The 25,078-nt window shown below is 68.8% G+C and carries 24 protein-coding genes and 1 pseudogene; 7 read left to right on the top strand and 18 right to left on the bottom strand.

Features of this window, described 5'->3' with window-relative positions; genetic code table 11:
- Nucleotides 1-82 precede the first annotated feature (82 nt).
- Both AC1RAA_RS00830 and AC1RAA_RS00825 read right to left on the bottom strand, forming a co-directional pair.
- On the bottom strand, nucleotides 83-1,207 hold the full coding sequence (locus AC1RAA_RS00830; RefSeq protein ID WP_139703841.1) for a 3-deoxy-7-phosphoheptulonate synthase: 1,125 nt from the start codon (nucleotides 1,205-1,207) through the stop codon (nucleotides 83-85).
- A 147-nt stretch (nucleotides 1,208-1,354) separates the two neighbouring features.
- Nucleotides 1,355-1,996 (bottom strand): hypothetical protein, encoded by a 642-nt coding sequence (locus AC1RAA_RS00825; RefSeq protein WP_492725944.1) that lies wholly within the window; start codon nucleotides 1,994-1,996, stop codon nucleotides 1,355-1,357.
- Nucleotides 1,997-2,195: 199 nt separating this feature from the next.
- Here AC1RAA_RS00825 and AC1RAA_RS00820 point away from each other — a divergent pair, with 199 nt between their 5' ends.
- Both AC1RAA_RS00820 and AC1RAA_RS00815 read left to right on the top strand, forming a co-directional pair.
- On the top strand, nucleotides 2,196-2,453 hold the full coding sequence (locus AC1RAA_RS00820) for a hypothetical protein (RefSeq protein ID WP_062475704.1): 258 nt from the start codon (nucleotides 2,196-2,198) through the stop codon (nucleotides 2,451-2,453).
- On the top strand, nucleotides 2,438-2,869 hold the full coding sequence (locus AC1RAA_RS00815) for a hypothetical protein (RefSeq protein WP_492725942.1): 432 nt from the start codon (nucleotides 2,438-2,440) through the stop codon (nucleotides 2,867-2,869). Before AC1RAA_RS00820 ends, AC1RAA_RS00815 begins: the two co-directional genes overlap by 16 nt.
- Nucleotides 2,870-2,882: 13 nt before the next feature.
- Here the strand turns inward: AC1RAA_RS00815 and AC1RAA_RS00810 are convergent, their stop codons facing one another.
- The 4 genes from AC1RAA_RS00810 to AC1RAA_RS00795 are packed head-to-tail and all read right to left on the bottom strand — an operon-like array spanning nucleotide 2,883 to nucleotide 6,898.
- Nucleotides 2,883-4,106: an ROK family transcriptional regulator gene (locus tag AC1RAA_RS00810; protein WP_159272300.1), complete on the bottom strand. Its 1,224-nt coding sequence runs from the start codon at nucleotides 4,104-4,106 to the stop codon at nucleotides 2,883-2,885.
- Nucleotides 4,099-4,896, bottom strand: coding sequence for an ATP-binding cassette domain-containing protein (locus AC1RAA_RS00805; protein WP_492725940.1), 798 nt, complete (start codon nucleotides 4,894-4,896; stop codon nucleotides 4,099-4,101). Before AC1RAA_RS00805 ends, AC1RAA_RS00810 begins: the two co-directional genes overlap by 8 nt.
- Complete coding sequence (locus tag AC1RAA_RS00800) at nucleotides 4,896-5,855, bottom strand: ABC transporter permease (protein ID WP_095947395.1); 960 nt, start codon at nucleotides 5,853-5,855, stop codon at nucleotides 4,896-4,898. The genes AC1RAA_RS00805 and AC1RAA_RS00800 overlap by 1 nt, the downstream gene beginning before the upstream one ends.
- 29 nt (nucleotides 5,856-5,884) lie before the next feature.
- The gene (locus tag AC1RAA_RS00795) at nucleotides 5,885-6,898 is read right to left on the bottom strand and encodes a sugar ABC transporter substrate-binding protein (protein ID WP_070059427.1); all 1,014 of its coding nucleotides are present in this window, start codon (nucleotides 6,896-6,898) and stop codon (nucleotides 5,885-5,887) included.
- Nucleotides 6,899-7,364: 466 nt separating this feature from the next.
- Here AC1RAA_RS00795 and aspT (AC1RAA_RS00790) point away from each other — a divergent pair, with 466 nt between their 5' ends.
- The 3 genes from aspT (AC1RAA_RS00790) (at nucleotide 7,365) to AC1RAA_RS00780 (ending at nucleotide 12,529) form a co-directional block, all read left to right on the top strand.
- The gene (gene aspT, locus AC1RAA_RS00790; RefSeq protein ID WP_492725938.1) at nucleotides 7,365-9,053 is read left to right on the top strand and encodes an aspartate-alanine antiporter; all 1,689 of its coding nucleotides are present in this window, start codon (nucleotides 7,365-7,367) and stop codon (nucleotides 9,051-9,053) included.
- 73 nt (nucleotides 9,054-9,126) lie between these two features.
- Complete coding sequence (aspT, locus tag AC1RAA_RS00785) at nucleotides 9,127-10,815, top strand: aspartate-alanine antiporter (protein WP_062475727.1); 1,689 nt, start codon at nucleotides 9,127-9,129, stop codon at nucleotides 10,813-10,815.
- Between the two features lie 55 nt (nucleotides 10,816-10,870).
- Nucleotides 10,871-12,529: a bifunctional aspartate transaminase/aspartate 4-decarboxylase gene (locus AC1RAA_RS00780; protein ID WP_070059429.1), complete on the top strand. Its 1,659-nt coding sequence runs from the start codon at nucleotides 10,871-10,873 to the stop codon at nucleotides 12,527-12,529.
- Between the two features lie 25 nt (nucleotides 12,530-12,554).
- Here the strand turns inward: AC1RAA_RS00780 and AC1RAA_RS00775 are convergent, their stop codons facing one another.
- From AC1RAA_RS00775 to AC1RAA_RS00730, 10 genes and pseudogenes are all read right to left on the bottom strand, one after another.
- Nucleotides 12,555-14,714, bottom strand: a complete 2,160-nt coding sequence (locus AC1RAA_RS00775) for a LamG-like jellyroll fold domain-containing protein (protein ID WP_492725936.1) — start codon at nucleotides 14,712-14,714, stop codon at nucleotides 12,555-12,557.
- A 105-nt stretch (nucleotides 14,715-14,819) separates the two neighbouring features.
- Nucleotides 14,820-16,013: an MFS transporter gene (locus tag AC1RAA_RS00770; RefSeq protein WP_062475736.1), complete on the bottom strand. Its 1,194-nt coding sequence runs from the start codon at nucleotides 16,011-16,013 to the stop codon at nucleotides 14,820-14,822.
- Nucleotides 16,013-17,125, bottom strand: coding sequence for a chorismate synthase (aroC, locus tag AC1RAA_RS00765; protein WP_492725934.1), 1,113 nt, complete (start codon nucleotides 17,123-17,125; stop codon nucleotides 16,013-16,015). The genes AC1RAA_RS00770 and aroC overlap by 1 nt, the downstream gene beginning before the upstream one ends.
- A gap of 33 nt (nucleotides 17,126-17,158) precedes the next feature.
- Entirely contained in the window at nucleotides 17,159-17,344 is a 186-nt protein-coding gene (locus AC1RAA_RS00760) for a hypothetical protein (protein WP_062475744.1), read from the bottom strand.
- A gap of 54 nt (nucleotides 17,345-17,398) precedes the next feature.
- Nucleotides 17,399-18,982, bottom strand: a complete 1,584-nt coding sequence (locus tag AC1RAA_RS00755; RefSeq protein WP_492725932.1) for an MFS transporter — start codon at nucleotides 18,980-18,982, stop codon at nucleotides 17,399-17,401.
- The gene (locus AC1RAA_RS00750) at nucleotides 18,979-19,347 is read right to left on the bottom strand and encodes a YciI family protein (RefSeq protein WP_492725930.1); all 369 of its coding nucleotides are present in this window, start codon (nucleotides 19,345-19,347) and stop codon (nucleotides 18,979-18,981) included. The genes AC1RAA_RS00755 and AC1RAA_RS00750 overlap by 4 nt, the downstream gene beginning before the upstream one ends.
- Nucleotides 19,344-19,724, bottom strand: a complete 381-nt coding sequence (locus AC1RAA_RS00745) for a YciI family protein (RefSeq protein ID WP_139703818.1) — start codon at nucleotides 19,722-19,724, stop codon at nucleotides 19,344-19,346. Before AC1RAA_RS00745 ends, AC1RAA_RS00750 begins: the two co-directional genes overlap by 4 nt.
- A 72-nt stretch (nucleotides 19,725-19,796) precedes the next feature.
- Nucleotides 19,797-21,080, bottom strand: a complete 1,284-nt coding sequence (locus tag AC1RAA_RS00740) for an RNA polymerase sigma factor (RefSeq protein ID WP_492725928.1) — start codon at nucleotides 21,078-21,080, stop codon at nucleotides 19,797-19,799.
- A complete protein-coding gene (locus AC1RAA_RS00735; RefSeq protein ID WP_492725926.1) occupies nucleotides 21,077-21,559 on the bottom strand; it encodes an SRPBCC family protein in 483 nt (160 codons plus the stop codon). The genes AC1RAA_RS00740 and AC1RAA_RS00735 overlap by 4 nt, the downstream gene beginning before the upstream one ends.
- Nucleotides 21,560-21,708: 149 nt before the next feature.
- Nucleotides 21,709-21,888 (bottom strand): annotated as a pseudogene (locus AC1RAA_RS00730) (ArsR/SmtB family transcription factor); the annotation flags it as partial.
- Nucleotides 21,889-21,994: 106 nt separating this feature from the next.
- On the opposite strand from AC1RAA_RS00730, the gene AC1RAA_RS00725 reads away from it, so the two are divergent.
- Nucleotides 21,995-22,417, top strand: a complete 423-nt coding sequence (locus AC1RAA_RS00725) for a cupin domain-containing protein (protein ID WP_492725924.1) — start codon at nucleotides 21,995-21,997, stop codon at nucleotides 22,415-22,417.
- 80 nt (nucleotides 22,418-22,497) lie between these two features.
- Nucleotides 22,498-23,415, top strand: coding sequence for a DUF2167 domain-containing protein (locus AC1RAA_RS00720; RefSeq protein ID WP_492725922.1), 918 nt, complete (start codon nucleotides 22,498-22,500; stop codon nucleotides 23,413-23,415).
- Nucleotides 23,416-23,436: 21 nt separating this feature from the next.
- Here AC1RAA_RS00720 and AC1RAA_RS00715 read toward each other — a convergent pair whose 3' ends face one another.
- The gene (locus AC1RAA_RS00715; protein ID WP_492725920.1) at nucleotides 23,437-24,225 is read right to left on the bottom strand and encodes an enoyl-CoA hydratase/isomerase family protein; all 789 of its coding nucleotides are present in this window, start codon (nucleotides 24,223-24,225) and stop codon (nucleotides 23,437-23,439) included.
- Between the two features lies 1 nt (nucleotide 24,226).
- Nucleotides 24,227-25,057, bottom strand: a complete 831-nt coding sequence (locus AC1RAA_RS00710; RefSeq protein ID WP_492725918.1) for an SDR family NAD(P)-dependent oxidoreductase — start codon at nucleotides 25,055-25,057, stop codon at nucleotides 24,227-24,229.
- Nucleotides 25,058-25,078 lie beyond the last annotated feature (21 nt).

Here is a 25,078-nt window from a genome sequence, read left to right as displayed (position 1 = left end):
AGTCGATGCGGGCCGGCTCAAAGCGTTGCCCGGACCCGCCCGGGCGCAAGCGGCAGGGAGTCGCCCTGCCCCCTCATCAGTCTCAGGCCTTGGCCAACCGCCGCCGCGCCTTCACCGCCGACGCCAGCCCTTCGAGCACCGGCACCGTCTGCGCAAAGCCGATGCAGGCATCGGTGATCGACACGCCGTGCTTGAGCGGCACGCCGGGCTTCAGGTCCTGCCGGCCTTCCTCGAGGTGGCTCTCGATCATGATCCCGGTGATGCGTCGCTCGCCGCCCGCGATCTGCGCGGCCACGTCCTCGGCCACCACGATCTGGCGCTGGTGCTGCTTGCTGCTGTTGCCGTGCGAGACGTCGATCATCACCTGCGGGCGCAGGCCGTTGGCCAGCAGCGCCTCGCAGCTCGAAGCGACATCCGCCGCTGAATAGTTGGGCGCCTTGCCGCCGCGCAGGATCACGTGGCAGTCGTCGTTGCCGCGCGTCTCGAAGATCGCCGCCATGCCCATCTTCGTCATGCCCATGAAGGCATGCGGCGCGCGCGCCGCGAGGATGGCGTCGGCCGCCACCTTCACGCTGCCGTCGGTGCCGTTCTTGAAGCCGACCGGGCAGCTCAGTCCCGAGGCCAGTTGGCGGTGGCTCTGGCTCTCGGTGGTGCGCGCGCCGATGGCGCCCCAGGCGATCAGGTCGGCGATGAACTGCGGGCTCAGCAGGTCGAGGAACTCGGTGCCGGTCGGCAGGCCCAGCGTGGTCAGCTCCAGCAGCAGGCGCCGCGCGCGCTCCAGGCCTTCGTTGATGGCAAAGCTGCCGTCCAGGTGCGGGTCGTTGATGTAGCCCTTCCAGCCGACGGTGGTGCGCGGCTTCTCGAAGTAGGCGCGCATGACGATGAGCAGGTCGTCCTGCAGCGAATCGGCCACCTTCTTCAGGCGCTGCGCGTATTCGATGGCCTGGTCGTGGTCGTGGATGGAGCACGGGCCGACCACCACGACCAGCCGGTCGTCGCGGCCGTGCAGCACGTCGGCGATGGCCGCGCGGCTGCCTTCGACCAGCGCGAGCGTGTTGTCGCGCACGGGCACGCGCTCCTGCAGCAGCGCGGGGGTCATGAGGGGACGCACGGCGCCGATGCGCACGTCGTCGATGCGGGTGGTGTCGAGGGTGCTGTCGCGGGAGCCGACTTCGGCGTCGTGGCGGGGGTCGTCGAGGCGGGACATGATCGTGGAATGCTGTGATGTCGAGGGGGTTGCTTCGATTGTCCCCCAGCACGCCCTCCTCCCCCGGCTCAGGCCGCCTTCAGGAACCCGTCGGGGTCCGTCGCGGCCGGCATCCGCAGCTGGCCTCAGGGGACCCAAGCCAGGCGATCACGCCGACGAACGCGACAGCGTCGCCAACTTCTTCCTCGCGCTCTGCAAGAGGCCGACCTTCTCGACGGGCAGCGGCGCCTTCGTATCTCCGAGCTTGATGATCTCGAGCGCCGCGGGTTTCGGCATGAGCGCATCGCGCGGCGTGAGGCCGTTGAACTTCGCGTTCGAGATGACGTGCACCTTCAGGTGACGGTGGATGTTCTTCGAGAGCTTCCGGCAGGCGGCCGCCAGGGTGGCTTCGTCGGGCATCGACTGGCCGTGCACGACGAGCAGCTCCAGGGTGCCGTCTTCGTCCTCCGCGAGCACGAAGGCGCGCACGACCGAGGCCTTGAACTTGCCGCGCAGCATCGCGCGAACCGGCTCGGCCGCGGCGAACGACTTGAGCGCGATGTTGCGCAGTTCGTCGTGGAAGATGAACGCGCGGTCGATCGAGAAGGTCTCGGCCTCCTCGGCCTTCGGCTTTTGCTTCTTCAGGATGCCGCTGCCGACGACGTGCGCCAGGGTGCGTTCCACGTCGGCCGTGTCGAGCTTCGAGCGATGGGCCAGCTCGCTGGAAGACAAGGGTTGTTGGGGCGCCGCGTAGGCGACCATCAAGAGCTTTTGCACCTCGGGGGCGAAAAGAAAATCTGCTGCACTCATTTCGCGGTTCTCTAGTTCTCTGCTTCTGTGGGGTTCTCTACAAGCGGGTTGCATTATCGAGAGCGCCCCGCTTCCCGTGCGATGCGGCTTTCTCCACGGCGTTTTCGCGGCGGATTCCGTCACCGCGCATGGCGCCGGCCTACAGCGCCGCCCGGCGCCCACCGGTAAGAACGGCTGAACACGACAAGGAGCTTCAGCCATGGACCTGAAACAGACGATCGACAAGATCAAGCAGGTGGATGCGGCGCGCGCCGACTACCCCGGCGAACACCTCGTCGTGCTCGGCGCCGGCGTGCTGCTGTTGCTGGCCGCGGGCCGCAGCCGGTCGTTCCTGATGCGAGTCGTCGCGGGCGCCGCCGGCGGCGCGCTGATCGGCCGGGCCGCAAGCGGCACCGGCGGCATCGCGAAGCTGGCCGGCGTGTTGCAGAACGGAGGCCTGGCATGGCCGCGGCGCTGACCCCGCGGGCCGGCGACCCCCGGCGGTACTGGGCCCCGTGCCTGGGCGTGGCGCTGGTGGCGATGTCGCTCTTCTACGTGACCTTGAAAGACCTGGTGCACGAGAGCGCAGCGCGTGCTGCGCTCTTGACCACGGCAGTCGTTCCGGTCGAGGCCGAGCCCGACAGATCGGCCGCCCGCGAAACGCTCCCGGATGCGGTGACCCGCGCATCCAAGGAACCTGCCATGCTGACGAACACGCACTTCGAGCCCCCGGTGATCGCCCCCGCAGCCAAGTCCGTGCCTGCCGTCGTCGAGGTGCACAAGTGCGTCACGCCCGAGGGCGATGCGGCCTACTCCGACGGGCCGTGCCCCGAGGGCGCACGCGCGAGCACGCTGCGATTGCCGCGCGACCTGCACGCCTCGGCGAGTCCCTGAGCTCTTGAGCGGCTTACCCCGCCTTCAAGAACACGTCGTGGTCCGGCGCAAAGTTGGCATGCAGCGGCAGCATCGCGCCGCCGAGCGCGCAGGCCTGCGCCCCCGCCCTGCCCCCATGCAGCTGCGGCGCCCACAGGCCTTCCCAATTGCACTGCGCGAGCGCCGCGCGGGTCTGCACCAGCAGCGCGTCGAGCAGCGCGCGCGACATCGATCCGTCCATCACCACGTCGGCCAGGTCGAGCACCGCGGTGCTGCTGACGATGGCATGCGCCAGCGCGCGTGACGCGCTGCCGAGCCAGGCCTGCGTGGCTGCGGCAAACGGCGCCTCGAGCGCGCGGTCGTCGTAGGCCGCCGTGGCGTCGAGGCCTTCGGCGCGCAGGCGCTGCTCCAGCTCCCACAGCGACGCCTCGGCCACCACCTGCGTCGACAGGCCTTCGGAGGGCTTCTCGGTGCGCATCGGGATCGACGCGAGCGCGCCCGCGTTGCCATGCGCGCCGGTGTGCAGGTGCGAGTTGATGACCAGCCCGCCGCCCACGAAGGTGTCGACGAAGATGTAGAGAAAGCTCTTGAGGTCGTGCCCGCGCCCCGTCACCAGCTCGGCCACGCAGGCCGCCACGGTGTCGCGCGCGAAGCCCACGGGCACGTCGGTGCGCGCGCGCACCTCGGCCAGCAGGTCCATCTGGTTCCACTCGTCCGACTGCGCCTTCGACAGCCCCAGCGTGCGGTGCCAGCCGCCGAGCTGGAACGGCGCCGCCAGCCCTGCCCCCACATTGCGCGCAGCGAGCGGCCCGAGCCCATCGCGCAGGCGGTGGATGTGCTCGGCGATCACGGGCAGCAGCGCCGCGGCGTCCGGAAATTCGTAGCGGATCGCGTGGTGCTCGCGCACCCGCGCCGCGAAGTCGATCAGCAGCCACTCGGCCCCGCGCCGCCCGAGCTTCACGCCGATGGCAAAGGCGCCATCGGGGTTCAGCGCCAGCGGCACCGAGGGCTGGCCGATGCGCCCGCGCACGCGGCTTTGCTTGACGATGAGGCCGTCGTCCTCGAGCCGCGCGGTGATGAGGCCGATGGTCTGCGCGCTCAGGCCCGTGAGCCGCGCGAGGTCGGCCTTGGGCAGGCTGGTGTGCACGCGCAGCGCCTGCAGCACCACGCGCTCGTTGAACTGGCGCATGCCCACCTGGTTGGAGCCGCGCGGACGCAGCAGGGCCGACGGGCGCTCGAGGGCATCGGTATCAAGCATGCGCCTCCGCAGGCAACTGGTCGGCGGTCATGGCGCCGGTCATCACGGCCACGGTGTCGCTCATGCTGATCTTCTTCGGGTTGAGCACGGCCGCGCGCCTGCCCAGGCGCGCCACGTGGATGCGGTCGGCCACCTCGAACACATGCGGCATGTTGTGGCTGATGAGCACCACGGGCAGGCCACGCTCGCGCACGCGGCGGATCAGCTCGAGCACCATGTTGCCTTCCTTCACGCCGAGCGCGGCGGTGGGCTCGTCCATGATGACCACGTGCCGCGCGAAGGCCGCGCTGCGCGCCACGGCCACGCACTGGCGCTGGCCGCCCGAAAGCGTTTCGACCGCCTGCGTCATCGACTGGATGCCGACCTTCAGGTCGGCCATGCGCGCCGTGCTTTCGAGCAGCATCTTTTTCTTGTCGAGCATGCGCAGCACGTTGCCCAGGAAGCCGGGGCGGCGCAGTTCGCGGCCGAGAAAGAGGTTCTCGTAGATGGTCATCGCGGGCGCGACGGCGAGGTCCTGGTAGACCGTCTCGATGCCGGCGCGCCGCGCGTCCAGCGGGTTGCGGAAATGCACCGGTGCGCCGTCGAGCAGGATCTGGCCTTCGTCGGGCACGATGGCGCCCGACAGCGCCTTGATGAGCGACGACTTGCCCGCGCCGTTGTCGCCGATCACCGCGAGGATTTCGCCCTCGCGCAGCTCGAAGTCGACGCCGTCAAGCGCCGTGACCTGGCCGTAGCGCTTCACCAGGCCCTTGGCCTGCATCACGATCTTGGGGTTGGCCACGGTGGTCATCAGCGGGCTCCCTTGCGCGAGAGTTGATCGGCCGCCACCGCCAGGATCACGAGCACGCCCGTCACCAGCACCTGGTAGATCGACGACACGCCCATCAGCGTGAGCCCGTTGCGGAACACGCCCACGATGAGCACGCCGATGAGCGAACCCAGCACGATGCCGCGCCCGCCGAAGAGGCTGGTGCCGCCGAGCACCACGGCCGTGATGGCGTCCAGGTTTTCGGTCTGGCCCGCGTTCGGGTCGCCCACGCCGGTGCGCGCCACCGACAGCAGCGAGGCGATGCCGTAGAACACGCCCGCCGCTACGTACACCGCGAGCAGCACGCGCTGCGTGGGAATGCCCACCAGCCGCGTGGCCTCGGCGTTGTTGCCGATCGCGTAGACATGCCGGCCGGCCGCCGTCTCGCGCAACACGAACCACGCGAGCGCATAGAGCGCGAGCATGAGCACCGAGCCCCACGCCACCTCGGCGCTGCCGATGGTGAAGGTGGTGCCCAGGCCCGTGAGGCCGGCGGGCAGGTCGGTGATCGTCTGCGACGACGAATACAGCTGCGTGATCGCGAACGCGATGTTCAGCGTGCCCAGCGTCACGATGAACGGCGGCAGCTTGATGCGCGTGACCAGCAGGCCATTGAGCAGGCCGAACAGCGTCGTCACGCCGATGCCGCACAGGATGGCCAGCGGCACCGGCATGCCGAGCTCGGTGGCGAACTTCGTCATGATGATCCCGCCCAGTGCCATCACCATGCCGCACGACAGGTCGATGCCGGCCGTGAGGATGATCAGCGTCTGGCCGATGGCGATCACGCCCACCACCATCACCTGCTGCAGGATCAGCGACAGGTTGCCGCCCGTGAGAAAACGCTCGGACTGCGTCGCGAAGAAGATGCAGGCGCCGAGCAGGGCCAGCCACGGCCCGAGGGCGCCCCACGGGATGTGGTGCGTCGGAGATTTCGCCATCGGTGTGCCTCCCTATAGACCGGGGCCGTTTACTTCTTGCCCCAGCACAGCTCGGTGCCGGTCTTGGTGTCCTTGCTGTCGACGCCGGCCACGCTCTTGCCGGCGATGAGCGTCACGCCGGTGTCGACGTAGCCCGAGGCCTTCTTGCCGGTCTTGGCGAATTCGACGCCCGCGGCCACGCCCATGGCGGCCATCTTCAGCGGGTACTGCTGCGAGGTCGCGGCGATGATGCCGGCAGCCGTGTCCTTGATGCCCTGGCAGCCGCCGTCGACCGAGACGATCATCACGCCCTTCTCCTTGCCCGCGCGCTTGAGCGCGTTGTAGGCACCGGCCGCGGCGGGCTCGTTGATGGTGTAGACCAGGTTCACGTCGGGCGCCTTCTGCAGGCAGTTCTCCATCACGGTCTGCGCCTTAGCCTGGTCGCCGAAGCTGTCGGCCATGCAGACGATCTCGGGCGACTTGGACAGCTCGTTCGACTTGGCGTCGTTGGCCGGCAGACCGAAGCCCTTCATGAAGCCGTTGTGGCGCTGCGCGCCCACGGGGTGGCCCGGCAGCAGGTCGAGCGCGACGATCTTCGGGGTCTTGCCGGCCATCGCGGCCTTGGCGTATTCGCCGATGAGCACGCCCGCCGTGTAGTTGTTGGTGGCGAAGAGCGCGTCGGTGGCGTCCGGCGGATCGGCCGGGCTGTCCAGCGCGATCACCATGATGCCCTTGTCGCGCGCCTTCTTGATCGCCGGCACGATGGCCTTGGCGTCGCTGGGCGTGATGAGGATGGTCTTGGCGCCGGCGGCGATCATGTTTTCCATCGCCGTGATCTGGCCCGCGTTGTCGCCGTCGGCCTTTCCTGCCCCCGACAGCAGCTTGGCGCCGAGCTTCTTGGCCTCCTCCTGCGCGCCCTCTTTCATCTTCACGAAGAAGGGGTTGGTCTCGGTCTTGGTGACCAGGCCGATGACGGGCGGGTCGGCGGCCAGGGCCGTGGACGTGGCCGATGCGGCAAGGGCCAGGACGGCCAGGGCGGGAACGAAGCGCGGGCTGATGAACATGAGGTTGTCTCCTTCAGGGGGGCGGGCGCACAGCGCCTGCCGTACTTGCTATGGAACCGGATGACCACCCGCCAACGAGCGGGAAGGCATTCGGACGAGGGGGACTATCGAGCAGTCGACCGACTAAATCAAGCAACTTGAGTTATCGGAAACCCGAGGCCGGACAGGTTCGTGCGGTCAGAGCTGACTGCGACGGAGGATTCCGTGCAGCGCGTAATTTGTAATTCAAACGGCCTCGTTTCTATTGCCGCTCGCTCAATTCTTTTCTGATTTTGACAATTGTCATGGATGTTGATTTATCGTCATCGAAGATGCAAAGAATCGGCAATTCGCAAAACGAAAAATAAAGTTTTCGCTGGGCCCCACCACTCGCCAGCCGTTGATGCCAATGGATGCAGTGCTCCTTTTTTCGTTGCGATCCGCCGACCCGCTCGAATGAACAAATAACCCGGAGGGATCGCGGCACATGTTCGGCCACCTTGTGGAAATACTCAGAAACAGTCCGGAAATCGCATTGTTTCTGGTGCTGTGCATCGGCTACGCGGTGGGCCAGATCCGTTTCGGCCCGATCCAGCTGGGCGGCATCTGCGGCACGCTGATTGCCGCGCTGGTGGTCGGCCAACTGGGCATCCGGCTCGACGACAGCGTGAAGAACGTGTTCTTCATGCTCTTCATCTTTGCGCTCGGCTACGCGGGCGGTCCGCAGTTCTTTGCCAACCTCGACGCCAAGGGCCTGCGGCTGGGCCTGCTGTGCCTGGTCGAGGTGGTGGTGGTGCTCGCGCTGGTGCTCGGCGCCACGGTGCTGCTGTCGCTCGACCGCGGCACGGCCGCCGGGCTGATGGCCGGCGCGGCCACCGAATCGGCGGTGGTGGGCACGGCGACCGACGCGATCTCGAAGCTGTCGCTCCCGGCCGCCGAGATCGCGCAGCTGCAGGCCAACGTGGTCACGGCCTATTCCATCACCTACGTGTTCGGGCTGATCGCCATCGTGGTGGTCACGAGCCAGGTGTTTCCGCTGCTGCTGCGCGTGAACCTGCGCGCCGAAGCCGACAAGCTCTGGAAGACGATGGGCGGCGGCGCAGACGACCCGGAGGCCGCCAGCGCCACGCCCGAGATGGTCGGGCGCGTGTTCCGCGTCACCGTGGGCCGCGGCCGCTCGGTCGGAGAGCTGACGTCGATTCTCGGGCGGCAGGCCAGCATCGAGCGCGTGGTGCGCGACGGCCAGAGCCTCGCGGTCGAGCCCGACTTGCACCTGCGCGTGGGCGACCAGGTGCTGGCCATCGGCCGGCGCAGCGCGCTCGTCAACGTGGGCGAGCTGCTGGGCCACGAGTTCGCCGACACCACTGCCTTCGACACCGTGGTCGAGACCACCGAGGTCGTCGCCAACCGCCGCGAGTGGTTCGGCCGTGGGCTGCGCATGCTGGAAAACGAGTTGCCGTCCGCCGTGCAGGTGATCGGCGTAGCGCGCGACGGCCACGCGATGCCGCTCGTGAACGCGCTGACGCTGCAGCGCGGCGACGTGCTCAAGCTCTACGGCCCCGCGCCCGAGGTGGCGAGCGCCATCGCGCAGGTCGGCGACCGCGTGATCGCCTCCACGCGCAGCAACATCAGCTTCGCCGCCGCGGGCATCCTGCTGGGCGTGTTCATCGGCAGCTTCAGCGCGAAGCTGGGCGGCATTCCGTTTTCCCTCGGCACCGGCGGCGGTGCGCTGCTCACGGGGCTGGCCTTCGGCTGGTACCAGTCGAAGCACCCGCACCGCCTGAGCGTGCCGGCCGACGCGCTGGCGCTCATGAAGGACCTGGGCCTGGCCACCTTCATCGCCTGCGTGGGCCTGGCCTCGGGGCCGCAGGCGCTGGCGCTGGTCCAGAAGTTCGGCGTTGCACTGCCGCTGGTGGGCATCGCCGTCGCGGTGGTGCCGGCCAGCATCTCGCTGTTCGTCGGCCACCGCCTGCTCAAGCTCGAGGCGCCGGTGCTGCTCGGCGCCATCGCCGGCCAGCAGTGCAGCACGCCCGCGCTCAGCGCCGTGCAGAACGCCGCGGGCAACGCCACGCCGCTGCTGGGCTACACGATCACCTACGCCATCTCGAACGTCGTGCTGCCGCTGATGGGCCCGCTGATCGTGGCCCTGGCCGGCCTGGTGCAGCACGCGAAATAAGACAACGACCCGAGACGCTCCACGCCCTTCTCTTCTCTCTTCTTCTCATTGATGCCTTGAAAGGACTTCCTCTATGGAATGGCTGCATGAACTCTTCAAGAAGTCGCCCGAAATGGCGCTCTTCCTCTCGCTGGCGGTCGGCTACTGGATCGGCAAGATCAAGTTCGGCAAGTTCCAGCTCGGCGGCGTCGCCGGCTCGCTGCTGGTGGCGGTGATCGTCAGCCAGGTCGGCGTGCAGATCGACGGCGGCGTGAAGGCCGTGCTGTTCGCGCTGTTCATCTACGCCGTGGGCTTCGAGAGCGGGCCACAGTTCTTCAGCTCGCTGGGCAAGCAGTCGATCAAGGAGATCATCCTGGCCGCCGTGATGGCGGCCACGGGCCTGGCCACGGTGGTGGTCATGGCTAAGCTGTTCGGGCTCGACAAGGGCCTGGCAGCGGGCGTGGCGGCCGGCGGCCTCACGCAGAGCGCCATCATCGGCACGGCGGGCGACGCCATCGGCAAGCTCGGGCTCGCTGCGGCCGAGACGGCGCGGCTGCAGGGCAACGTGGCCATCGGCTATGCCGTGACCTACGTGTTCGGCTCGTTCGGCGCGATCATCGTGTGCGTCAACATCCTGCCCAAGCTCATGGGCCGCAGCATCCGCGACGACGCGATCGCGGCCGAAACCGCGATGCAGGCCGGCGTGAAGGTGCTCGGCCCCGACCAGGAAGAAGCCGCGCCCTCGCTGGTCGGACGCATCTACCAGCTCACGAGCGATCCGCAGCGCACGGTGGCCGACATCGAGAACGCCAACCCGGCCACCACCATCACCATCGAGCGCGTGAAGCGCGACGGCAAGTTCGTCGAGGTCAGCCCCACGCTCGTGCTGCGCCAGGGCGACTACGTGCTCACCGTGGGCCGGCGCGACGCCGTGGTGGCGAGCGCGCCGCTGCTGGGCAAGGAGGTCGACGCCGTCGACGGCATGGAGCTGACGCTGAACAAGCGCGAGATCGTGCTCACCAACAAGGACTTCGGCGGCAAGACCGTCGACCAGATCCGCCAGGCCACCGCCGGCGGCGTGCGCCACGGCATCTTCGTGGTGCAGCTCAGCCGCATGGGCCAGGTGCTGCCGATGAAGCCCGACACCGTGGTGCAGGTGGGCGACCTGGTGTCGATCTTCGGCGCCGAGCAGGACGTGAAGCGCGTCGCGTCCCTCGTCGGCGACGTGATCGTGCCCAGTGCCAAGACCGACTTCGTGTACCTGGGCGCGGGCCTGGTGGTGGGCCTCTTGGTCGGCCTGCTGAGCGTGAAGATCGGCGCCATCCCGCTGACGCTCGGCGCCGGCGGCGGCGCGCTGCTGTCGGGCCTGCTGTTCGGCTGGTACCGCGCGAAGAAGCAGACCTTCGGCGCGCTGCCGCCCAGTGCGGTGCAGCTGCTGAAAGACCTGGGCCTGGCGGGCTTCGTGGTCGTGGTCGGCCTCACGTCGGGCCTGCAGGCCGTGCAGACCATCAAGGAGCTGGGCCTGACCATCTTCGGCGTCGGCGTGGTCGTCACGCTCGTGCCGATGATCCTCACCATGCTGTTCGGGCGCTACGTGCTGCGCTACGACAACACGGCCGTCTTCGCGGGCGCGCTGAGCGGCTCGCGCAGCGCCAACCCGGCCTTCGGCGAAGTGCTGGGCAAGGCCGAGAACGCCATTCCCACCGTGCCCTTCGCCATCACCTATGCGCTGGCCAACGTGTTCCTCACGCTGCTGGGGCCGCTGATCGTGGCGCTGGTCTGAGCACCGCGCCTTCCCTTTTCTTTCTTCTTTCTTTTTATCAACCAAGGAGTACTCCATGGATTTCGGCGACGTGAAAAAGCTGGGCGGCCTGAGCCCGTTCGAACTGAAGGATGCGCTGATCCAGGTCGCACGACAGAGTGACCGCCTCATGCTCAACGCCGGCCGCGGCAACCCGAACTTCCTGGCCACCACCCCGCGCCACGGCTTCTTCCAGTTCGGCCTCTTTGCCATGACCGAGGCTGAGCGTTCGTACATCTACATGGCGGACGTGGGCGGCTTTCCGCAGCGCGAGGGCATCGAGGCGCGCTTCGAGCTCTTCGCCAAGTCGCACGAGGGCGAGCCCGGCGTGCGCTTCATCGAGGCTGCCGTGTCCTACGTGCGCGACCAGCTGGGGCTGTCGGCCGGCGACTTCATCTACGAGATGTGCGAGGCCATCCTGGGCTGCAACTACCCGGTGCCCGACCGCATGCTGCGCCTGACCGAGATCGTCGTGGGCCAGTACATCCACAAGGAAATGATCGGCACCCACCCCTTCGTGGGCAAGTTCGACATGTACGCGGTGGAAGGCGGCACCGCCGCCATGACCTACCTGTTCAACAGCCTGCGCGAGAACCACCTGCTGTCGCCCGGCGACACCATCGCGCTGGGCATGCCGATCTTCACGCCCTACATCGAGATCCCGCACCTGAACGACTACCAGCTCATCGAGGCGCTGATCGACGCGCCGCCGGAGAACAACTGGCAGTTCACCAAGAAGGAGCTGCAGAAGCTGCTCGACCCGAAGGTCAAGGCCTTCTTCCTGTGCAACCCGAGCAACCCGCCCTCGGTGAAGATCAGCGACGAGGTGCTGGGCTACATCGCCGACATCGTGAAGCAGCGGCCCGACCTCATCATCCTCACGGACGACGTGTACGGCACCTTCGCCGACAACTTCCTGTCGCTGTTCGCGATCTGCCCGCAGAACACCATCCTGGTGTATTCGTTCTCCAAGTACTTCGGCGCCACCGGCTGGCGCATGGGCGTGGTCGCCACGCACGAGGACAACATCCTCGACCGCAAGATCGCCGCCCTGCCCGAGGCCAAGCGCAAGGAACTCGACGCACGCTACAGCTCCATCACCACCGAGCCGCGCAAGCTGAAGTTCATCGACCGCCTCGTGGCCGACAGCCGCACCGTGGCGCTGAACCACACGGCCGGCCTGTCGACCCCGGTGCAGGCGCAGATGGTGATGTTCTCGCTGTTCTGCCTGATGGACGAGGGCGAGACCTACAAGAAGTCGATGAAGCACATCGTCTCGCGCCGCAAGGAGGCGCTGTACCGCGAGCTCGGCCTGCCGCTGCAGCCCGACCCGAACTCGGTGAGCTACTACCACCTGCTCGACCTGCAGGACATCGCCACGCAGATGCACGGCGAGCGCTTCGGCAAATGGATTCTCACGAAGTTGCAGCCCAACGAGGCGCTGTTCCGCATCGCCGCCGAGACCAGCATCGTGCTGCTGCCCGGTCGCGGCTTCGGCGGCAAGCACCCGTCGGGGCGCGTGTCGCTGGCCAACCTCAACGAGTACGACTACGCGAACATCGGGCGCTCGCTGCGCAAGATGGCTTCGGAGTACTTTGCGGTGTTCGAGAAGGAGGTCGGGGGCGGCAAGGCGGCCACGGCGAAGACCGCCGTGGTCAAGCCCGTGAAGACGGGCAAGGCCGGGAAGAAGAAGTAACCGCCTCCCCGGCCTTGCAGGGCGCTCAGCCCGCCCTGCGCGCCGTCAACCACTGCGACGGCGCCAGGGCCGCCGCCACCACGCGCACTTCGCCGATGTGGCCGAAGAAGCCGTCGGAGCGCGCACCATCCCACGAGCCGCCGCCCACCACCCAGGGGGCGGCGGCCTTCAGCGTGGCCAGGCCCGGCACGGCCGCCGAGTTGCGCAGCACCGGGGCGCCCTCGACATACATCGTGGTGTCGTGCGACACCGGGTCGTTGACGATGGCGATATGCACCCAGCGGTCGGCGAGCACCTCGCCCGACCAGTTGGCCTTGGCCGAACGCGTGCCCGTCGTGTTCGGCACCACCTCCCACTGCACCTCGCGCAGGCTCGAGATGGCAAAGAGCATCGGCGGCGATTCGCCGTCACCGCCGGTGTAGCCCGCGAGATCGCCGCGGCGGCCGTCGCGCGTCATGATGTTCATCCACGCGTGCAGCTTGCTGGTCCAGCTCTTGTCGATCTTGACGAAGGCCTCGACCGTGTAGCCGTTGTCCAGCGTCTGCGCATTGATCGGCGCCGAGGCCTCGGTGAGGAAGTAGCTCATCCGCGCCTTGTTGGTGTTCAGGAAGCGCACCGAGCCCGGCGCGGCCGAGAGGCGGTGGCGGTCGTCGGTCCACACGACGTCGCCGTCGGCCGCGCCCACCACGCCGTTCTGGTTCAGGGCATCGCGGCGCAGCGGGTTCACGCCCGTCACGTCCGCGATCACGGTGCCCGGCAGCACCGGCTGGTTCGCCGTGCCGCCGACGAAGCGCCAGTGGGCCAACGTGTTCGCGACCTTGGGGTAGTCCTCCGCATCGGCGGCGGGCCGCTGCACGGTGGCCTCCGGGTCCTTGTAGTTGGCCAGGATCAGCGCCTTCGCCTGCTCGACCAGCGACTGCTCGACCGTGGCCTCGCCCGCGGCAAAGCCCTTGTTGAAGCCGGCGAAGCGCTGCGCGAAATCCATCTCGATGGTGAAAGCCTCGTTAGGCGTGGTGAGCACGGCCTGGTCGAAGGCGTTCAGCGTGGCGGCGGGCTTTTGCGGCACCCAGGGCGAGAACGACAGCACCTTGATCTGCTTGTTCGTCAGGTCGAACTCGTACAGGCGCATCAGGCCGTTGCCGCCCTGGTAGGCCATCTGGTAGTCGACCACCATCTCCTCGACCTTGTGGCCGAAGTCGTTGGTCTTCGTGAGGTGCGCGGCGCCGTGGTGGTGGCCGTTGAGCGTCATGAAGATCTGGTCGTTGTCGCGGATCAGCTTCTCCCACAGCATCTTGCCGTAGTCGGTTTCCAGCGGGCTGGTGCCGTCGGGCGCGATGTTCAGCAGCTGGTGGTTGACCAGGATCACGGGCAGCGTCGGGTTCTTCGCGATCACCTGCCGCGCCCACACGATGCCCGCGTCGGACACGCGCCACGACAGCGACAGCACCATGAACTTCTGGCCCTGCGCCTCGAACACGTGGTACTCGTGAAAGCCGCTGGTGTCGCGCGCGCCGAAGGTGGCCTGCTTCTTCGCGCGCTCGGTGCCGAACCACTGCAGGTAGGGCTCGGCGGCCAGGTTGCGTGCGGCGTCGGTGCCGTTGACGGGGTCGACGCCGTAGTCGACGTCGTTCAGCACGTCGTGGTTGCCGGCGAGTACGCTGTAGGGCAGCTTCGCGTCTTCGAGCACCTTCATGGCGGCATCGGCCACCTTCCACTGGTCGGGCTTGCCGACCTGGTCGACCACGTCGCCGAGGTGGATGGTGAAGGGAATATGCAGTGCCTTGGCGTTGGCAGCGATCCACTTCGTCTGCGCCGCGAAGGGCGCACTGCCGAAGCGCTTGTCGTACTGGTCACTCTCGGCAGCGGTGGCGTAGCGCGCGTAGAACTGGGTGTCGGGCATCACGGCCAGCGCGAAGCTCGAACGCTTGCTCACGACGGGTTCTGGCGCGGGCGGGTTGGGCGCCGGTGCGGGGGCCGGCAGCGGGCCGAAGCCGGCGCTGCCGCCGCCACCACCGCCGCAGGCGGCGATGAGGGCGCTGCTGCCGCCGACGGTGAGCAGGGAGGCGCCGAGCTTGAGCATCTGCCGACGTTGCGGGACGCGTTCGGTGTCGGGAGCGGAGGGGGAAGAAGAAGACGGGGAAAGCGCAAGCGCGCGTGCGCCGCGCGGATCGACGGAATCGGACATGACAAGAGAAAACGTTGGGAAGCACCCAGCGTAGGTCGCGGCCATGACTCGGTCATGTACGGCCCATGACACTTCACCCCCGAAGCGCCCTCCCCTGAATCCGGTTCAGGCCTTGGCCGCGCGCCCCGACGGTTCGAGCACCACCATCCGCCACGCGCACAGCGTCCCCGCCACCGCCAGCAACGCCGCCAGCGCGAACATCGTGCGGTAGCCCAGCTCCTGCGCCACCGCGCCGCCGAGCAGCACGCCCAGCACACCGCCGAAGCCGTAGCCGATCACCGTGAACAGCGCCTGCCCGCGTCCGCGCAGGTGGCCGGGGAAGCGGCGCGACACCACGGCAATGCAGGCCGTGTGGTGCGCCGCGAAGCTCAGCGCATGCAGCCACTGCGCGATGACCAGCGCAGCGATGAAGCCGCCCAGCCCGGCCGTGAGGCCGAGCCGGGCCACGCCGGCGATGCCGCACACCAGCATCCAGCGCGGCATCGGCAACAGGCCGATGAGCCGGCCCTGCAGGAAGAACCAGACGATCTCGGCCACCACCGACAGCGCCCACAGCAGGCCGATCGTGCTTTTGCCGTAGCCGATCGAATCGAGGTACAGCGAGAAGAACGCGTACACCGAGAAGTGCGACATCACCTGGAAGAACAGCGAGGCAAAGAACCAGCGCACGGCGGGGATGCGCAGCACGGGGCCGATGGGTTCCTTCACGGCGTCGTGCGCGGCCGGCGGCTCGCGCAGGTCTGGCAGCTTCATGGTCGCGAGCAGCACCACGGCCAGCGTGCCGGCGGCCCAGTACGGGAAGTGCTTCATGCCGAAGCGCTCGAACCACTCGCCCGCGACGAACACGGTGACCAGGAAGCCGGCCGAGCCGCACAGGCGGATGCGCCCGTAGCGCCCCCAATCGCCCGCGACGATCTGCGCCATGGCCGCTTCGGTGAGCGACATCATCGAGCTGGTGTGCGTGAACATCACGAGCAGCACCAGCGCGAGCCACCAGGCGCCGCCATGCCACCACAGGCCGAAGGAGCTGGCCAGCGCCACCGCGGCGCTGAAGCGCAGCAGCTTCACGCGCTGGCCGGTGTGGTCGCTGAGCGCGCCCCAGGCATAGGGCGCGAAGACGCGCGTGATCGATTGCACCGAAGCCAGCAGGCTGATCGTGAAGATCGGCAGGCCCAGGTCCTTGAGCCACAGCGGCAGGTAAGGGTTGAAGAAACCGATGTGCGCGAAGTAGCTGGCCGACAGGCCAGCAAATGCCAACAGGTGGCCGCGCCCGGCGGCCACAGGTGGCGCGGCGGACACTACAGGAAAGACGACTGCGGCGACGCAGCTTCGCTCTTCTCGACAGGCGGGTTCACGTCACCGCACTGCGCGCGGTTGCGCAGCACGTGTTCCATCACCACCAGCGCGAGCATGGCTTCGGCGATGGGCGTGGCGCGGATGCCCACGCACGGGTCGTGGCGGCCCTTGGTGATGACCTCGACGGGGTTGTTGTTCACATCGATCGACTGGCGCGGGCTGATGATCGAGCTGGTGGGCTTGATCGCGATGCTCACCTCGAGGTCTTGCCCCGAGCTGATGCCGCCCAGGATGCCGCCCGCGTTGTTGCTGAGGAAACCCGTCGGCGTGATGGAGTCGCCGTGCGTGGTGCCGCGCTGCGTGATGCTGTCGAAGCCGGCGCCGATTTCCACGGCCTTCACGGCGTTGATGCCCATCATGGCGTAGGCGATCTCGGCGTCGAGCTTGTCGAACAGCGGCTCGCCCAGGCCCACGGGCACGTTCGTGGCGGTGACGCGGATGCGCGCGCCGCACGAGTCGCCGGCCTTGCGCAGGCGGTCCATGTAGTCCTCCAGCGCGCTCACGTCGGCGATGGGGGCGAAGAAGGGGTTGTGGGGGACGTGGTCCCAGCTCTCGAAGGGAATGGCGATCTCGCCGATCTGCGTCATGCAGCCGCGGAACACCATCCCGTATTTTTCGGCCAGCCACTTCTTGGCGACCGCGCCGGCCGCGACCATGGGCGCGGTGAGGCGCGCCGAAGAACGCCCGCCGCCGCGCGGATCGCGGATGCCGTATTTCTTCCAGTAGGTGAAGTCGGCGTGGCCGGGGCGGAACTGCTGGGCGATCTGCCCGTAGTCCTTGCTGCGCTGGTCGGTGTTCTGGATCAGCAGCGCGATGGGCGTGCCGGTGGTCTTGCCTTCGTACACGCCGGACAGGATCTGCACCGCGTCGGGCTCGTTGCGCTGGGTGACGTGGCGGCTGGTGCCGGGGCGCCGGCGGTCGAGGTCGCCCTGGATGTCGGCCTCGCTCAGGGCCATGCCCGGGGGGCAGCCGTCGATCACGCAGCCGATGGCCGGGCCGTGCGACTCGCCGAAATTGGTGACCGCGAAGAGAGTTCCGAAGGTGTTGCCGCTCATGCCGGGGATTATCCCCACAAAGCAGCAGCCGACTCAGTCGGTGGTGTTTTCCATGCGCTTGGCGAGCGCGCCGAGCTGCAGCTCGATGCTGAACAGTCGCTCGTTCAGCACCGCCGTCTGCAGCCGGATCGCCTCGACGATGGCCTTGGTCTGCGGGTCGGAGGTGCTGTCGGACAGTTCCGCCAGGTCATGCAGCTTCTTGCGCAGTTCGTTGCTCATGGGGCCTCCGTTCGGTCGTGGGGTGCGTCGTGGAAGCCCCAGTATGGAGGCTCGTCAACGCTCCGGCAATGCGGCGCCGCCCGGGGGTACCGCGCCCTCTTGCGCATGCGACGCGCCCACGCTGCGCAGCCGCACCGCCACCAGCACGCCGACGAACAGCAACACCGCGGCGCACAGGCCGGCCACCAGCCGCAGGGCGCGCAGCAGCGCGTCGCGCCCGGCGTCGAGCAGCGCGGCGCCGGTGGTACCGGGCAGTTCCCCGGCCAGCGCGACCGCCCCGCCCAGCGTGCTGCGGGCGGCTTCGACCGCCGCCGCACCGGCCAGGCCGGCGGGTACGGCATCGGCCATGGTCGCGCGGTAGATCGCCGCGCCGACGCTGCCGAGGATGGCGATGCCCAGCGCTCCACCGAACTCGGAGCTGGTCTCCGAGATGGCCGAGGCCACGCCCGCCCGCTCGGGCGGTGCGCTGCCCACGACCAGGTCGGTGGCCAAGGTGAACACCGGCGCCAGGCCGAGCGAAGAGATGACCGCGCTCGTCACCATCCAGGCCAGCCCGCCCTGCGCCGGCAGCAGCACCAGCATGCCGAAGCCCAGCGCCGCCACGCCCAGCCCGCCGCCCATCACGTAGGCCGGGCACAGGCGCCGCGTGAGCGCGGGCACGATCATCGAGCCGACGATGAAGGCGCCGGCGCCCGGCATGCTCCACAGGCCCGCCGCCAACGGCGGCAGGCCGAGCACCAGCTGCAGGTACTGCGCGTTGTACAGAAAGAGCCCGAACATCACGAAGCAGGCCAGCATGTAGGCCCCCAGCGAGACGCTGAAGGCCGGCAGCCTGAACAGGCGCAGGTCGATCATCGGGTTGGCCAGCCGCCCCTGCCGGCGCGCGAACAGCCAGCCCAGCAGCGCACCGGCCGCGATGGCCAGCAGCGACACCGCGTCGGGCCCGTGCTCGGCCACCTGCTTGATGCCGTAGATGGCCGCCAGCACCGCGCCCAGCGAGAGCGCCACGCTGGCCAGGTCGAGCGCGCCCGCGTCGGGATCGCGGTACTCGGGCAAGAGCCACGGCCCGAGCGCCAGCAGCAGCACCATCACCGGCACGCCGATGAGGAACACCGAGCCCCACGGAAAGAACTGCAACAGCACGCCGCCTAGCACCGGGCCGATGACGGCGCCGGCCGAGTAGCTGGAGATCCATACGCCGATGGCCACGGTGCGCTGCGCCGGGTCGAGGAACATGTTGCGGATCAGCGAGAGCGTGGACGGCGCCAGCGTCGCCCCCGCCACGCCCAGCAGCGCGCGCGTGGCGATCAGCATGTTGGCGCTGGTCGAGAAGGCCGCGAGCACCGAGGCCACGCCGAACGCCACCGCGCCGATCAGCAGCAGCCGGCGCCGCCCGATGCGGTCGCCCAGCGTGCCCATGGTGACCAGCAGGCCGGCCACGAAGAAGCCGTAGATGTCGACGATCCACAGCAGCTGCGAGGCAGTGGGCTTGAGGTCTTCGCTGATCGACGGGATCGCCAGGTTCAGCACCGTGAGGTCCATCGAATAGAGCATGCACGGCAGCGCGATGACCGCCAGCCCGGTCCATTCGCGCGCCGTGGCGCGGGCGGGTGCCGCCCGGTCGGGTGCGCCGCTCATGGGCCGGCTCCGCTGTCGCTTGCCGACCAGGCCTTGCGCACCTCGACGCTGCTGAAACGCGCCGAGGGAATGCCGGCCGCGAGCTGCAGCGCTTCTTCTTCGCTGTCGGCCTCGACCAGGTAGAAGCCGCCCAGCTGCTCGCTGGTTTCGGCGAACGGCCCGTCGGTGACCGAGAGTTTTTCGTTGCGCATGCGCACCGTGACCGCCGTGCCGGCCGGCTGCAAGGCCTCGGCCACGACGAGCTTGCCGAGCGCCTGCAGATGGGCGTCGTAGTCGATGTGTTCGTTGATGTAGTGGTCCATGTCCTGCGCCGAGAAGTGGCTCGTCTGCGCGTCGGTTCCGTAGATCAGGCAAAGGTATCTCATGCGGCATTCCCCTCGGGGTTTTCGATCATTTCCATGACGTCGATGGGACGCACCTCGATGGCGCCGTAGCGCGCCATCGGAATGCGGCCCGCCAGCTGGATCGCGGCGTTCAAGTCGCGCGCCTCGACCAGGATGAAGCCGCACAGCTGCTCGCGCGCTTCGGCGTACGGGCCGTCGACGTGCGAGCGCTGGCCCTGGCGCACCTGCACGACCTTGGCGGCGCGCACCGGGCTCAGCGCCTCGGCGGCGATGAAGTGGCCGGCGGCTTCGAGCAGGCGGTCGTAGGCCATCGAGTCGGCATTGAGCGCGCGGCGCTCGTCGGGCGGCAGCGCGCGAAGCACCGCTTCGTCGCAGTGAACGAGGCAGAGGTATTTCATGCGGAATCTCCTTGCAGATGTGAGTGAGGACACCACTGGTCGAACGGCAACGGCCGGAATCGACAAGGGCTGTCAAAAATTTTTCGTGTCCGGCAAGGACGCCAGCTGCCGCTCCAGGAACTGCCGCTCGGGCTGCTGGCGCACCAGCGACAGCGCCTGCAGGTAGGCCGCGCGCGCGTCATCGGTGCGGCCCAGGCGCCGGCACAGCTCGGCGCGCGCGCCATGCGCCAGGTGGTACTTCGCCAGCTCGCCGCGCGCAAGCAGCGCGTCGATCAGCGCGAGCCCCGCAGCCGGCCCGTCGCGCATCGCCACAGCCGCCGCGCGGTTGAGCTCGGCCACGGGCGAGGGATCGAGCCGCAGCAGCACGTCGTACAGGCCGACGATCTGCGGCCAGTCGGTGGCGGCGGCCTCGGCCGCTTCGGCGTGCACCGCGGCAATGGCGGCCTGCAAGGTGTACGGGCCGAAGCGGCGCGACAGCAGCGCGCGCTCGACCAGCGCCGCGCCCTCCCCGATCTGTTCGCGGTGCCACAGGCTGCGGTCCTGCGCGTCGAGCAGCACGAGCTCGCCCTGCGCCGAGGTGCGCGCGGCGCGGCGCGCGTCGTGCAGCAGCATCAGCGCGAGCAGGCCCAGCGCCTCGGGGTCGGGAAGCAGCTCGGCCACCAGCCGCCCGAGCCGGATCGCCTCGGCCGAGAGGTCGGCGCGCGTCACGCTCTGGCCCGACGAGGCCGCGTAGCCTTCGTTGAACACGAGGTACACCACGCGCAGCACGGCATCGAGCCGTTCGGGCAGCTCGGCCAGGCCCGGCACCTGGTACGGAATGCCCGCATCGCGGATGCGCGCCTTGGCCCGCACGATGCGCTGCGCGATGGTGGGCGCGGGCACGAGGAAGGCGCGCGCGATCTCCTCGGTCGCCAGCCCGCAGACCTCGCGCAGCGTGAGCGCCACCTGGGCGTCGGGCGCGAGCGCGGGGTGGCAGCAGGTGAAGACCAGGCGCAGGCGGTCGTCCTCGAGCGCGTCGGCATCGGGGTCGGCCTCGTGCCAGGCGGGCGCGGGGTCGGCCAGCGTGTCGGTGTGGGCGGTGGCGTCGTCCCACGCGGTAAAGCGCGCCTGCCGGCGGATGCCGTCGATCGATTTGAAGCGCCCCGCCGACACCAGCCAGGCGCGCGGATTGGCCGGCACGCCTTCGCGCGGCCATTGCTCGAGCGCGGCGCGAAAGGCGTCGTGCAGGGCTTCTTCGGCCAGGTCGAAATCGCCCAGCAACCGCACCAGCGTGGCGAAGATGCGGCGCGACTCGCTGCGGTAGATCGCGTCGAGCGTGTCGGGTACGTCGGCAGTGGCCGTCGGTTGTTCTATCACCCGGTGTCGCCGCCGGCCAGCCAACGCTCGAGCTTGACGAGCGAGCCGGTCCAGCCGTGGTTGTGGCCGTCGCGCGCCGCTTCGTCGAAGAACTGCTGGCGCATGAGCACGAGCTCGCAACCGCCCGCGTCGGGCTCGAGCTGCACCGTGACGCGCGACTCGCGCTCGGGCGTGCTGCGCCAGACCCAGCTGAAGACCAGCCGGCGCTCGGGCACGACCTCGAGGTAGGTGCCGCTCACGTCGTGCGTCTCGCCGTCGGCCGCCAACATGGTCACGCGAAAGCGCCCGCCCACGCGCAGGTCGACCTCGGCCAGCGGCACGTCGACGATCTCTTCGGGGCCGAACCAGTGCTTCAGCGCTTGCGGGTCGGTCCACGCGCGCCAGACTTTGGCGGGGCTGACGCGGAAGTGCCGGCGGAGCGTGAGCGAGGGGCGATCGGTGCCGGGGCCGGCGGTGGGGCCGGGGGAAGGTTTCGCCATTCGGTGTCCTCCTGGTGGTAGAGAAAGCGCGCCAGGGCATCGAGGCGGCCGGTCCAGAACTTCTCGTAGCGCGAGAGCCACACGGCAGCCTCCTGCATCGGGCCCGGCGACAGCTCGCAGCGCACGACGCGACCCGCCTTCGTGCGCGAGATGAGGCCGGCGCCTTCGAGCACGCGCAGGTGCTTCATGAAGCCGGTCAGCGACATGCCGTGCGGTTCGGCGAGCTCGGTCACGCTGAGGCCGCCCTCGCCCAGCGCTTCGAGCACGCTGCGGCGGGTCGGGTCGGACAGGGCCGCAAACACGGCGTCCAGGGCATCTGAGTGAACCATGCGGTTGAGTATCTGGAGCGGCACGTGGGCCGTCAAGCCATGGGCCTCGCTCAGGAACGGTTTATGCATGCAGCATCGCAGCATCATCCCCCGCGAAGGAGCGCCCATGCTGGACCGAACCGCCACCCAGTTCTCCCACGTCAAGCCCGGTGACACCGAGTACGTCTCGGGCGGGTTGAGAGACTTCTTCCTGTACCGCGACCTCGGCATTGCGGCCGCCACCCACGGCAAGGTGATCGCGCACCTGGTCAAGGCCAACATGGCACCGGAAGCGGGCACCGGCTGGCACCGCCACGAGGCGGACTTCCAGATCGTCATCATGCTCAAGGGCTGGGCGCGTTTCATGTACGAGGACAAGGAGACGCGCGTCGAGGCCGGCGACGTGGTGCACCAGCGCCCCGGCATCCGCCACTTTCTCTTCGACTACTCGCCCGACATGGAGTACCTGGAGATCGTCTCGCCGGCCGACTTCAGGAGCATCGACGTCGAGCCCGTGTGCGAGATTCCGCCGCCCACGCCCTGGCCCTGAAACCCACGGCCGGCGCGGCTTCGCGCGCCGATAAACTCCTCGCGTCTCACCAGAAACGACAACAACCGAGGAGAGAGAACTTGCGTATTCATACTGCCCGCCTGACGGCCGGCTTGCTGTTCGCGTGCGCCCTGACGGCCACCAACCTCAGCAACGCCGCATCCCCCACCACCGCTTCCACAGCCTCGACCGCGAGCTCGCTCGAAGCCGAGCAGGAAGCCGCCTTCAAGGCCGCCAAGGCCGTGCAGAAAGCCGGCCCCGCCGACATCACGCTGCGCGACCAGGCCCACCTGAAGCTGCCCGCGGGCTACGTCTGGGTGCCCACACCCGCCGCCGCGCAGCTCATGCGCAGCATGGGCAACCGCACCGACGACACCTTCATCGGCGCGATCTTCCCCGCCGACGACGGCGACTGGATGGCGGTCGTGAAGTTCGTGAAAGAGGGCTACATCAAGGACGACGACGCCAAGGACTGGAACGCCGACGAACTGCTCACGAGCCTGAAGGAAGGCACCGAGGCCGCGAACGAGGAACGCGCCAAGCGCGGCATCCCGGGCATCGAGGTCACGGGCTGGGCGCAGAAGCCGCAGTACGACGCCGCGACGCACCGGCTGGTGTGGTCGGCCCTGTCGAAGAAGAAGGGCAGCGACGGCGGCAACCCCGGCGTCAACTACAACACCTACGCGCTGGGCCGCGAGGGCTACCTGAGCCTGAACCTCATCACCAACGCGAACGACCTCGAGAAGTACAAGCCCGACGCCACCAAGCTGCTCGGCGCACTGCAGTACGACGACGGCAAGAAGTACGCGGACTTCAACGCATCGACCGACAAGGTCGCCGCCTACGGCCTGGCCGCGCTGGTGGCCGGCGCGGCCGCGAAGAAGCTGGGCCTGTTCGCGGTCGCCCTCGCCTTCCTGGCCAAGTTCGCGAAGGTCGCCGTGGTGGCGGGCGGCGCGGCGCTGTGGGGCCTCACGAAGCTCTTCAAGAAGAAGAGCTGAGCCCGCAGCAGCCCGCCGCGCTCAGCGGCCCGAGAAGCGCGGTGCGCGCTTCTCGGTGAAGGCCTTCACGCCTTCGCGCCCATCCGCGCTGCCCGCGCGTCGGCGCAGCAGGCGGTGCTCCATCTCGAAGTGTTCTTCGATCGGGCGCGCGGTGGCACCGCCGCACAGCGCCTTGATGCCCGCGAACGATGCGGTGGCACCGTTCGCCAGCCGCGTCACCAGCGCTTCGGCGGCCGCCGCCAGTTCGGCGTCCGGGTACAGCGCATCGACCGCACCCGACGCCAGGCAGCGCGCGCTGTCGATCGCGTCGCTCAGCATCAGCCACTGCTGCGCGCGCACCGGCCCGATGCGCCGCGACAGGAAATACGAACTCCCCGCGTCCGGCGACAGCCCGATGGCCGCGTAGCCGGTGCGCAGCTTCATCGACTCGGTGGCGAGCACGAAGTCGCCGCACAGCGCCAGCCCCACGCCGGCACCGCCCACCGTGCCGTTCACCGCCACCACCAGCGGCGCCGGGTTCTGAACCAGCCGCAGCAGCGCGGGATGCAGCCGGTCGAGGATGGCGTCGACCAGTTCGGGCAGCTGGTCGCCGGCCGCCACGAAGCTGTCGATGTCGCCGCCCGCGCAGAACACGCGGCCCTCGCCCGTCAGCAGGATGGCGCGCGGTGCCGCTTCGAGCACTTCGTCGATGGCCCGCGCCAGCGCGTGGCTGCTTGCGAGCGAGACCGAGTTGGCGCGCTCGGGCCGCTTCAGCACGATGCGGCCGATGCCGTCCTGCACGCCCCAGGCAATGCCTTCTTCGAACTGCATCTCAGATCCCCGTCAGCCCGCCGGTGCACATGAGCGTCTGGCCGCTCACGTAGTCCGACTCGGGCGCGCACAGCAGGTACACCGCGCCGGCCGCCTCTTCGGGCGTGCCGCCGCGGCCCAGCGGGATCGACTGTTCCATCATCGCCAGCAGGCCGGGGTTGACGCCGACCTTGATCTCGCGCCCCTCGATGTTCGCGGTGGTGGCCTCGGCCGTGCTGGCCGTGAGCCGCGTCTGGATGAAGCCGAAGGCCACGCAGTTCACCGTGACGTTCATGCGGCCCCACTCCTTGGCCAGCGTCTGCGTCATGCCGACGATGCCGGCCTTGGCCGTCGAATAGTTGGCCTGCCCCGCATTGCCGAAGAGCCCGGCCACCGACGAGATGTTGACCACCTTGCGCACCACGCGCCGGCCCGCTTCGCCCTCGGTTTTCGCCAGCGCGCGGATCACGGGCTGCGCGGCGCGCAGGATGCGAAACGGCGCCGTCAGGTGCACGTCGATCATGGCGTACCACTGCTCGTCGGTCATCTTCTGCACCACGCTGTCCCAGGTGTAGCCGGCATTGTTGACGATGATGTCCAGGCCCTTGAATTCGTTCACCGCCGTGCCCACGAATCGCTCGGCGAAGTCCGGCGCCGACACGCTGCCGACGCAGGCCACGGCCCGGCCGCCCGCGGCGCGGATGGCCTGCACGGTCTCTTCGGCCGGTGCGGCATCGAGGTCGTTGACGACGATGCGTGCGCCTTCGCTGGCGAGCTTCAGCGCGATCGCGCGGCCGATGCCGCGGCCCGAGCCGGTGATGAGGGCGACCTTGCCTTCGAGTTTGGGTGTCATGTCTCTTCTCTCTTCTTTCAT

Source organism: Variovorax sp. GW823-FHT04F07 (assembly GCF_058795995.1).
Note: the sequence above shows the minus strand (reverse complement) of the source record. Positions and strands in the feature narration are given on the sequence as shown.

What these genes read in the sequence shown, in the direction of transcription:
- AC1RAA_RS00830 (WP_139703841.1), bottom strand. Translation starts at nt 1,207, where the DNA reads ATGTCCCGCCTCGACGACCCCCGCCACGACGCCGAAGTCGGCTCCCGC.
- AC1RAA_RS00825 (WP_492725944.1), bottom strand. Translation starts at nt 1,996, where the DNA reads ATGAGTGCAGCAGATTTTCTTTTCGCCCCCGAGGTGCAAAAGCTCTTG.
- AC1RAA_RS00820 (WP_062475704.1), top strand. Translation starts at nt 2,196, where the DNA reads ATGGACCTGAAACAGACGATCGACAAGATCAAGCAGGTGGATGCGGCG.
- AC1RAA_RS00815 (WP_492725942.1), top strand. Translation starts at nt 2,438, where the DNA reads ATGGCCGCGGCGCTGACCCCGCGGGCCGGCGACCCCCGGCGGTACTGG.
- AC1RAA_RS00810 (WP_159272300.1), bottom strand. Translation starts at nt 4,106, where the DNA reads ATGCTTGATACCGATGCCCTCGAGCGCCCGTCGGCCCTGCTGCGTCCG.
- AC1RAA_RS00805 (WP_492725940.1), bottom strand. Translation starts at nt 4,896, where the DNA reads ATGACCACCGTGGCCAACCCCAAGATCGTGATGCAGGCCAAGGGCCTG.
- AC1RAA_RS00800 (WP_095947395.1), bottom strand. Translation starts at nt 5,855, where the DNA reads ATGGCGAAATCTCCGACGCACCACATCCCGTGGGGCGCCCTCGGGCCG.
- AC1RAA_RS00795 (WP_070059427.1), bottom strand. Translation starts at nt 6,898, where the DNA reads ATGTTCATCAGCCCGCGCTTCGTTCCCGCCCTGGCCGTCCTGGCCCTT.
- aspT (WP_492725938.1), top strand. Translation starts at nt 7,365, where the DNA reads ATGTTCGGCCACCTTGTGGAAATACTCAGAAACAGTCCGGAAATCGCA.
- aspT (WP_062475727.1), top strand. Translation starts at nt 9,127, where the DNA reads ATGGAATGGCTGCATGAACTCTTCAAGAAGTCGCCCGAAATGGCGCTC.
- AC1RAA_RS00780 (WP_070059429.1), top strand. Translation starts at nt 10,871, where the DNA reads ATGGATTTCGGCGACGTGAAAAAGCTGGGCGGCCTGAGCCCGTTCGAA.
- AC1RAA_RS00775 (WP_492725936.1), bottom strand. Translation starts at nt 14,714, where the DNA reads ATGTCCGATTCCGTCGATCCGCGCGGCGCACGCGCGCTTGCGCTTTCC.
- aroC (WP_492725934.1), bottom strand. Translation starts at nt 17,125, where the DNA reads ATGAGCGGCAACACCTTCGGAACTCTCTTCGCGGTCACCAATTTCGGC.
- AC1RAA_RS00760 (WP_062475744.1), bottom strand. Translation starts at nt 17,344, where the DNA reads ATGAGCAACGAACTGCGCAAGAAGCTGCATGACCTGGCGGAACTGTCC.
- AC1RAA_RS00755 (WP_492725932.1), bottom strand. Translation starts at nt 18,982, where the DNA reads ATGAGCGGCGCACCCGACCGGGCGGCACCCGCCCGCGCCACGGCGCGC.
- AC1RAA_RS00750 (WP_492725930.1), bottom strand. Translation starts at nt 19,347, where the DNA reads ATGAGATACCTTTGCCTGATCTACGGAACCGACGCGCAGACGAGCCAC.
- AC1RAA_RS00745 (WP_139703818.1), bottom strand. Translation starts at nt 19,724, where the DNA reads ATGAAATACCTCTGCCTCGTTCACTGCGACGAAGCGGTGCTTCGCGCG.
- AC1RAA_RS00735 (WP_492725926.1), bottom strand. Translation starts at nt 21,559, where the DNA reads ATGGCGAAACCTTCCCCCGGCCCCACCGCCGGCCCCGGCACCGATCGC.
- AC1RAA_RS00725 (WP_492725924.1), top strand. Translation starts at nt 21,995, where the DNA reads ATGCTGGACCGAACCGCCACCCAGTTCTCCCACGTCAAGCCCGGTGAC.
- AC1RAA_RS00715 (WP_492725920.1), bottom strand. Translation starts at nt 24,225, where the DNA reads ATGCAGTTCGAAGAAGGCATTGCCTGGGGCGTGCAGGACGGCATCGGC.
- AC1RAA_RS00710 (WP_492725918.1), bottom strand. Translation starts at nt 25,057, where the DNA reads ATGACACCCAAACTCGAAGGCAAGGTCGCCCTCATCACCGGCTCGGGC.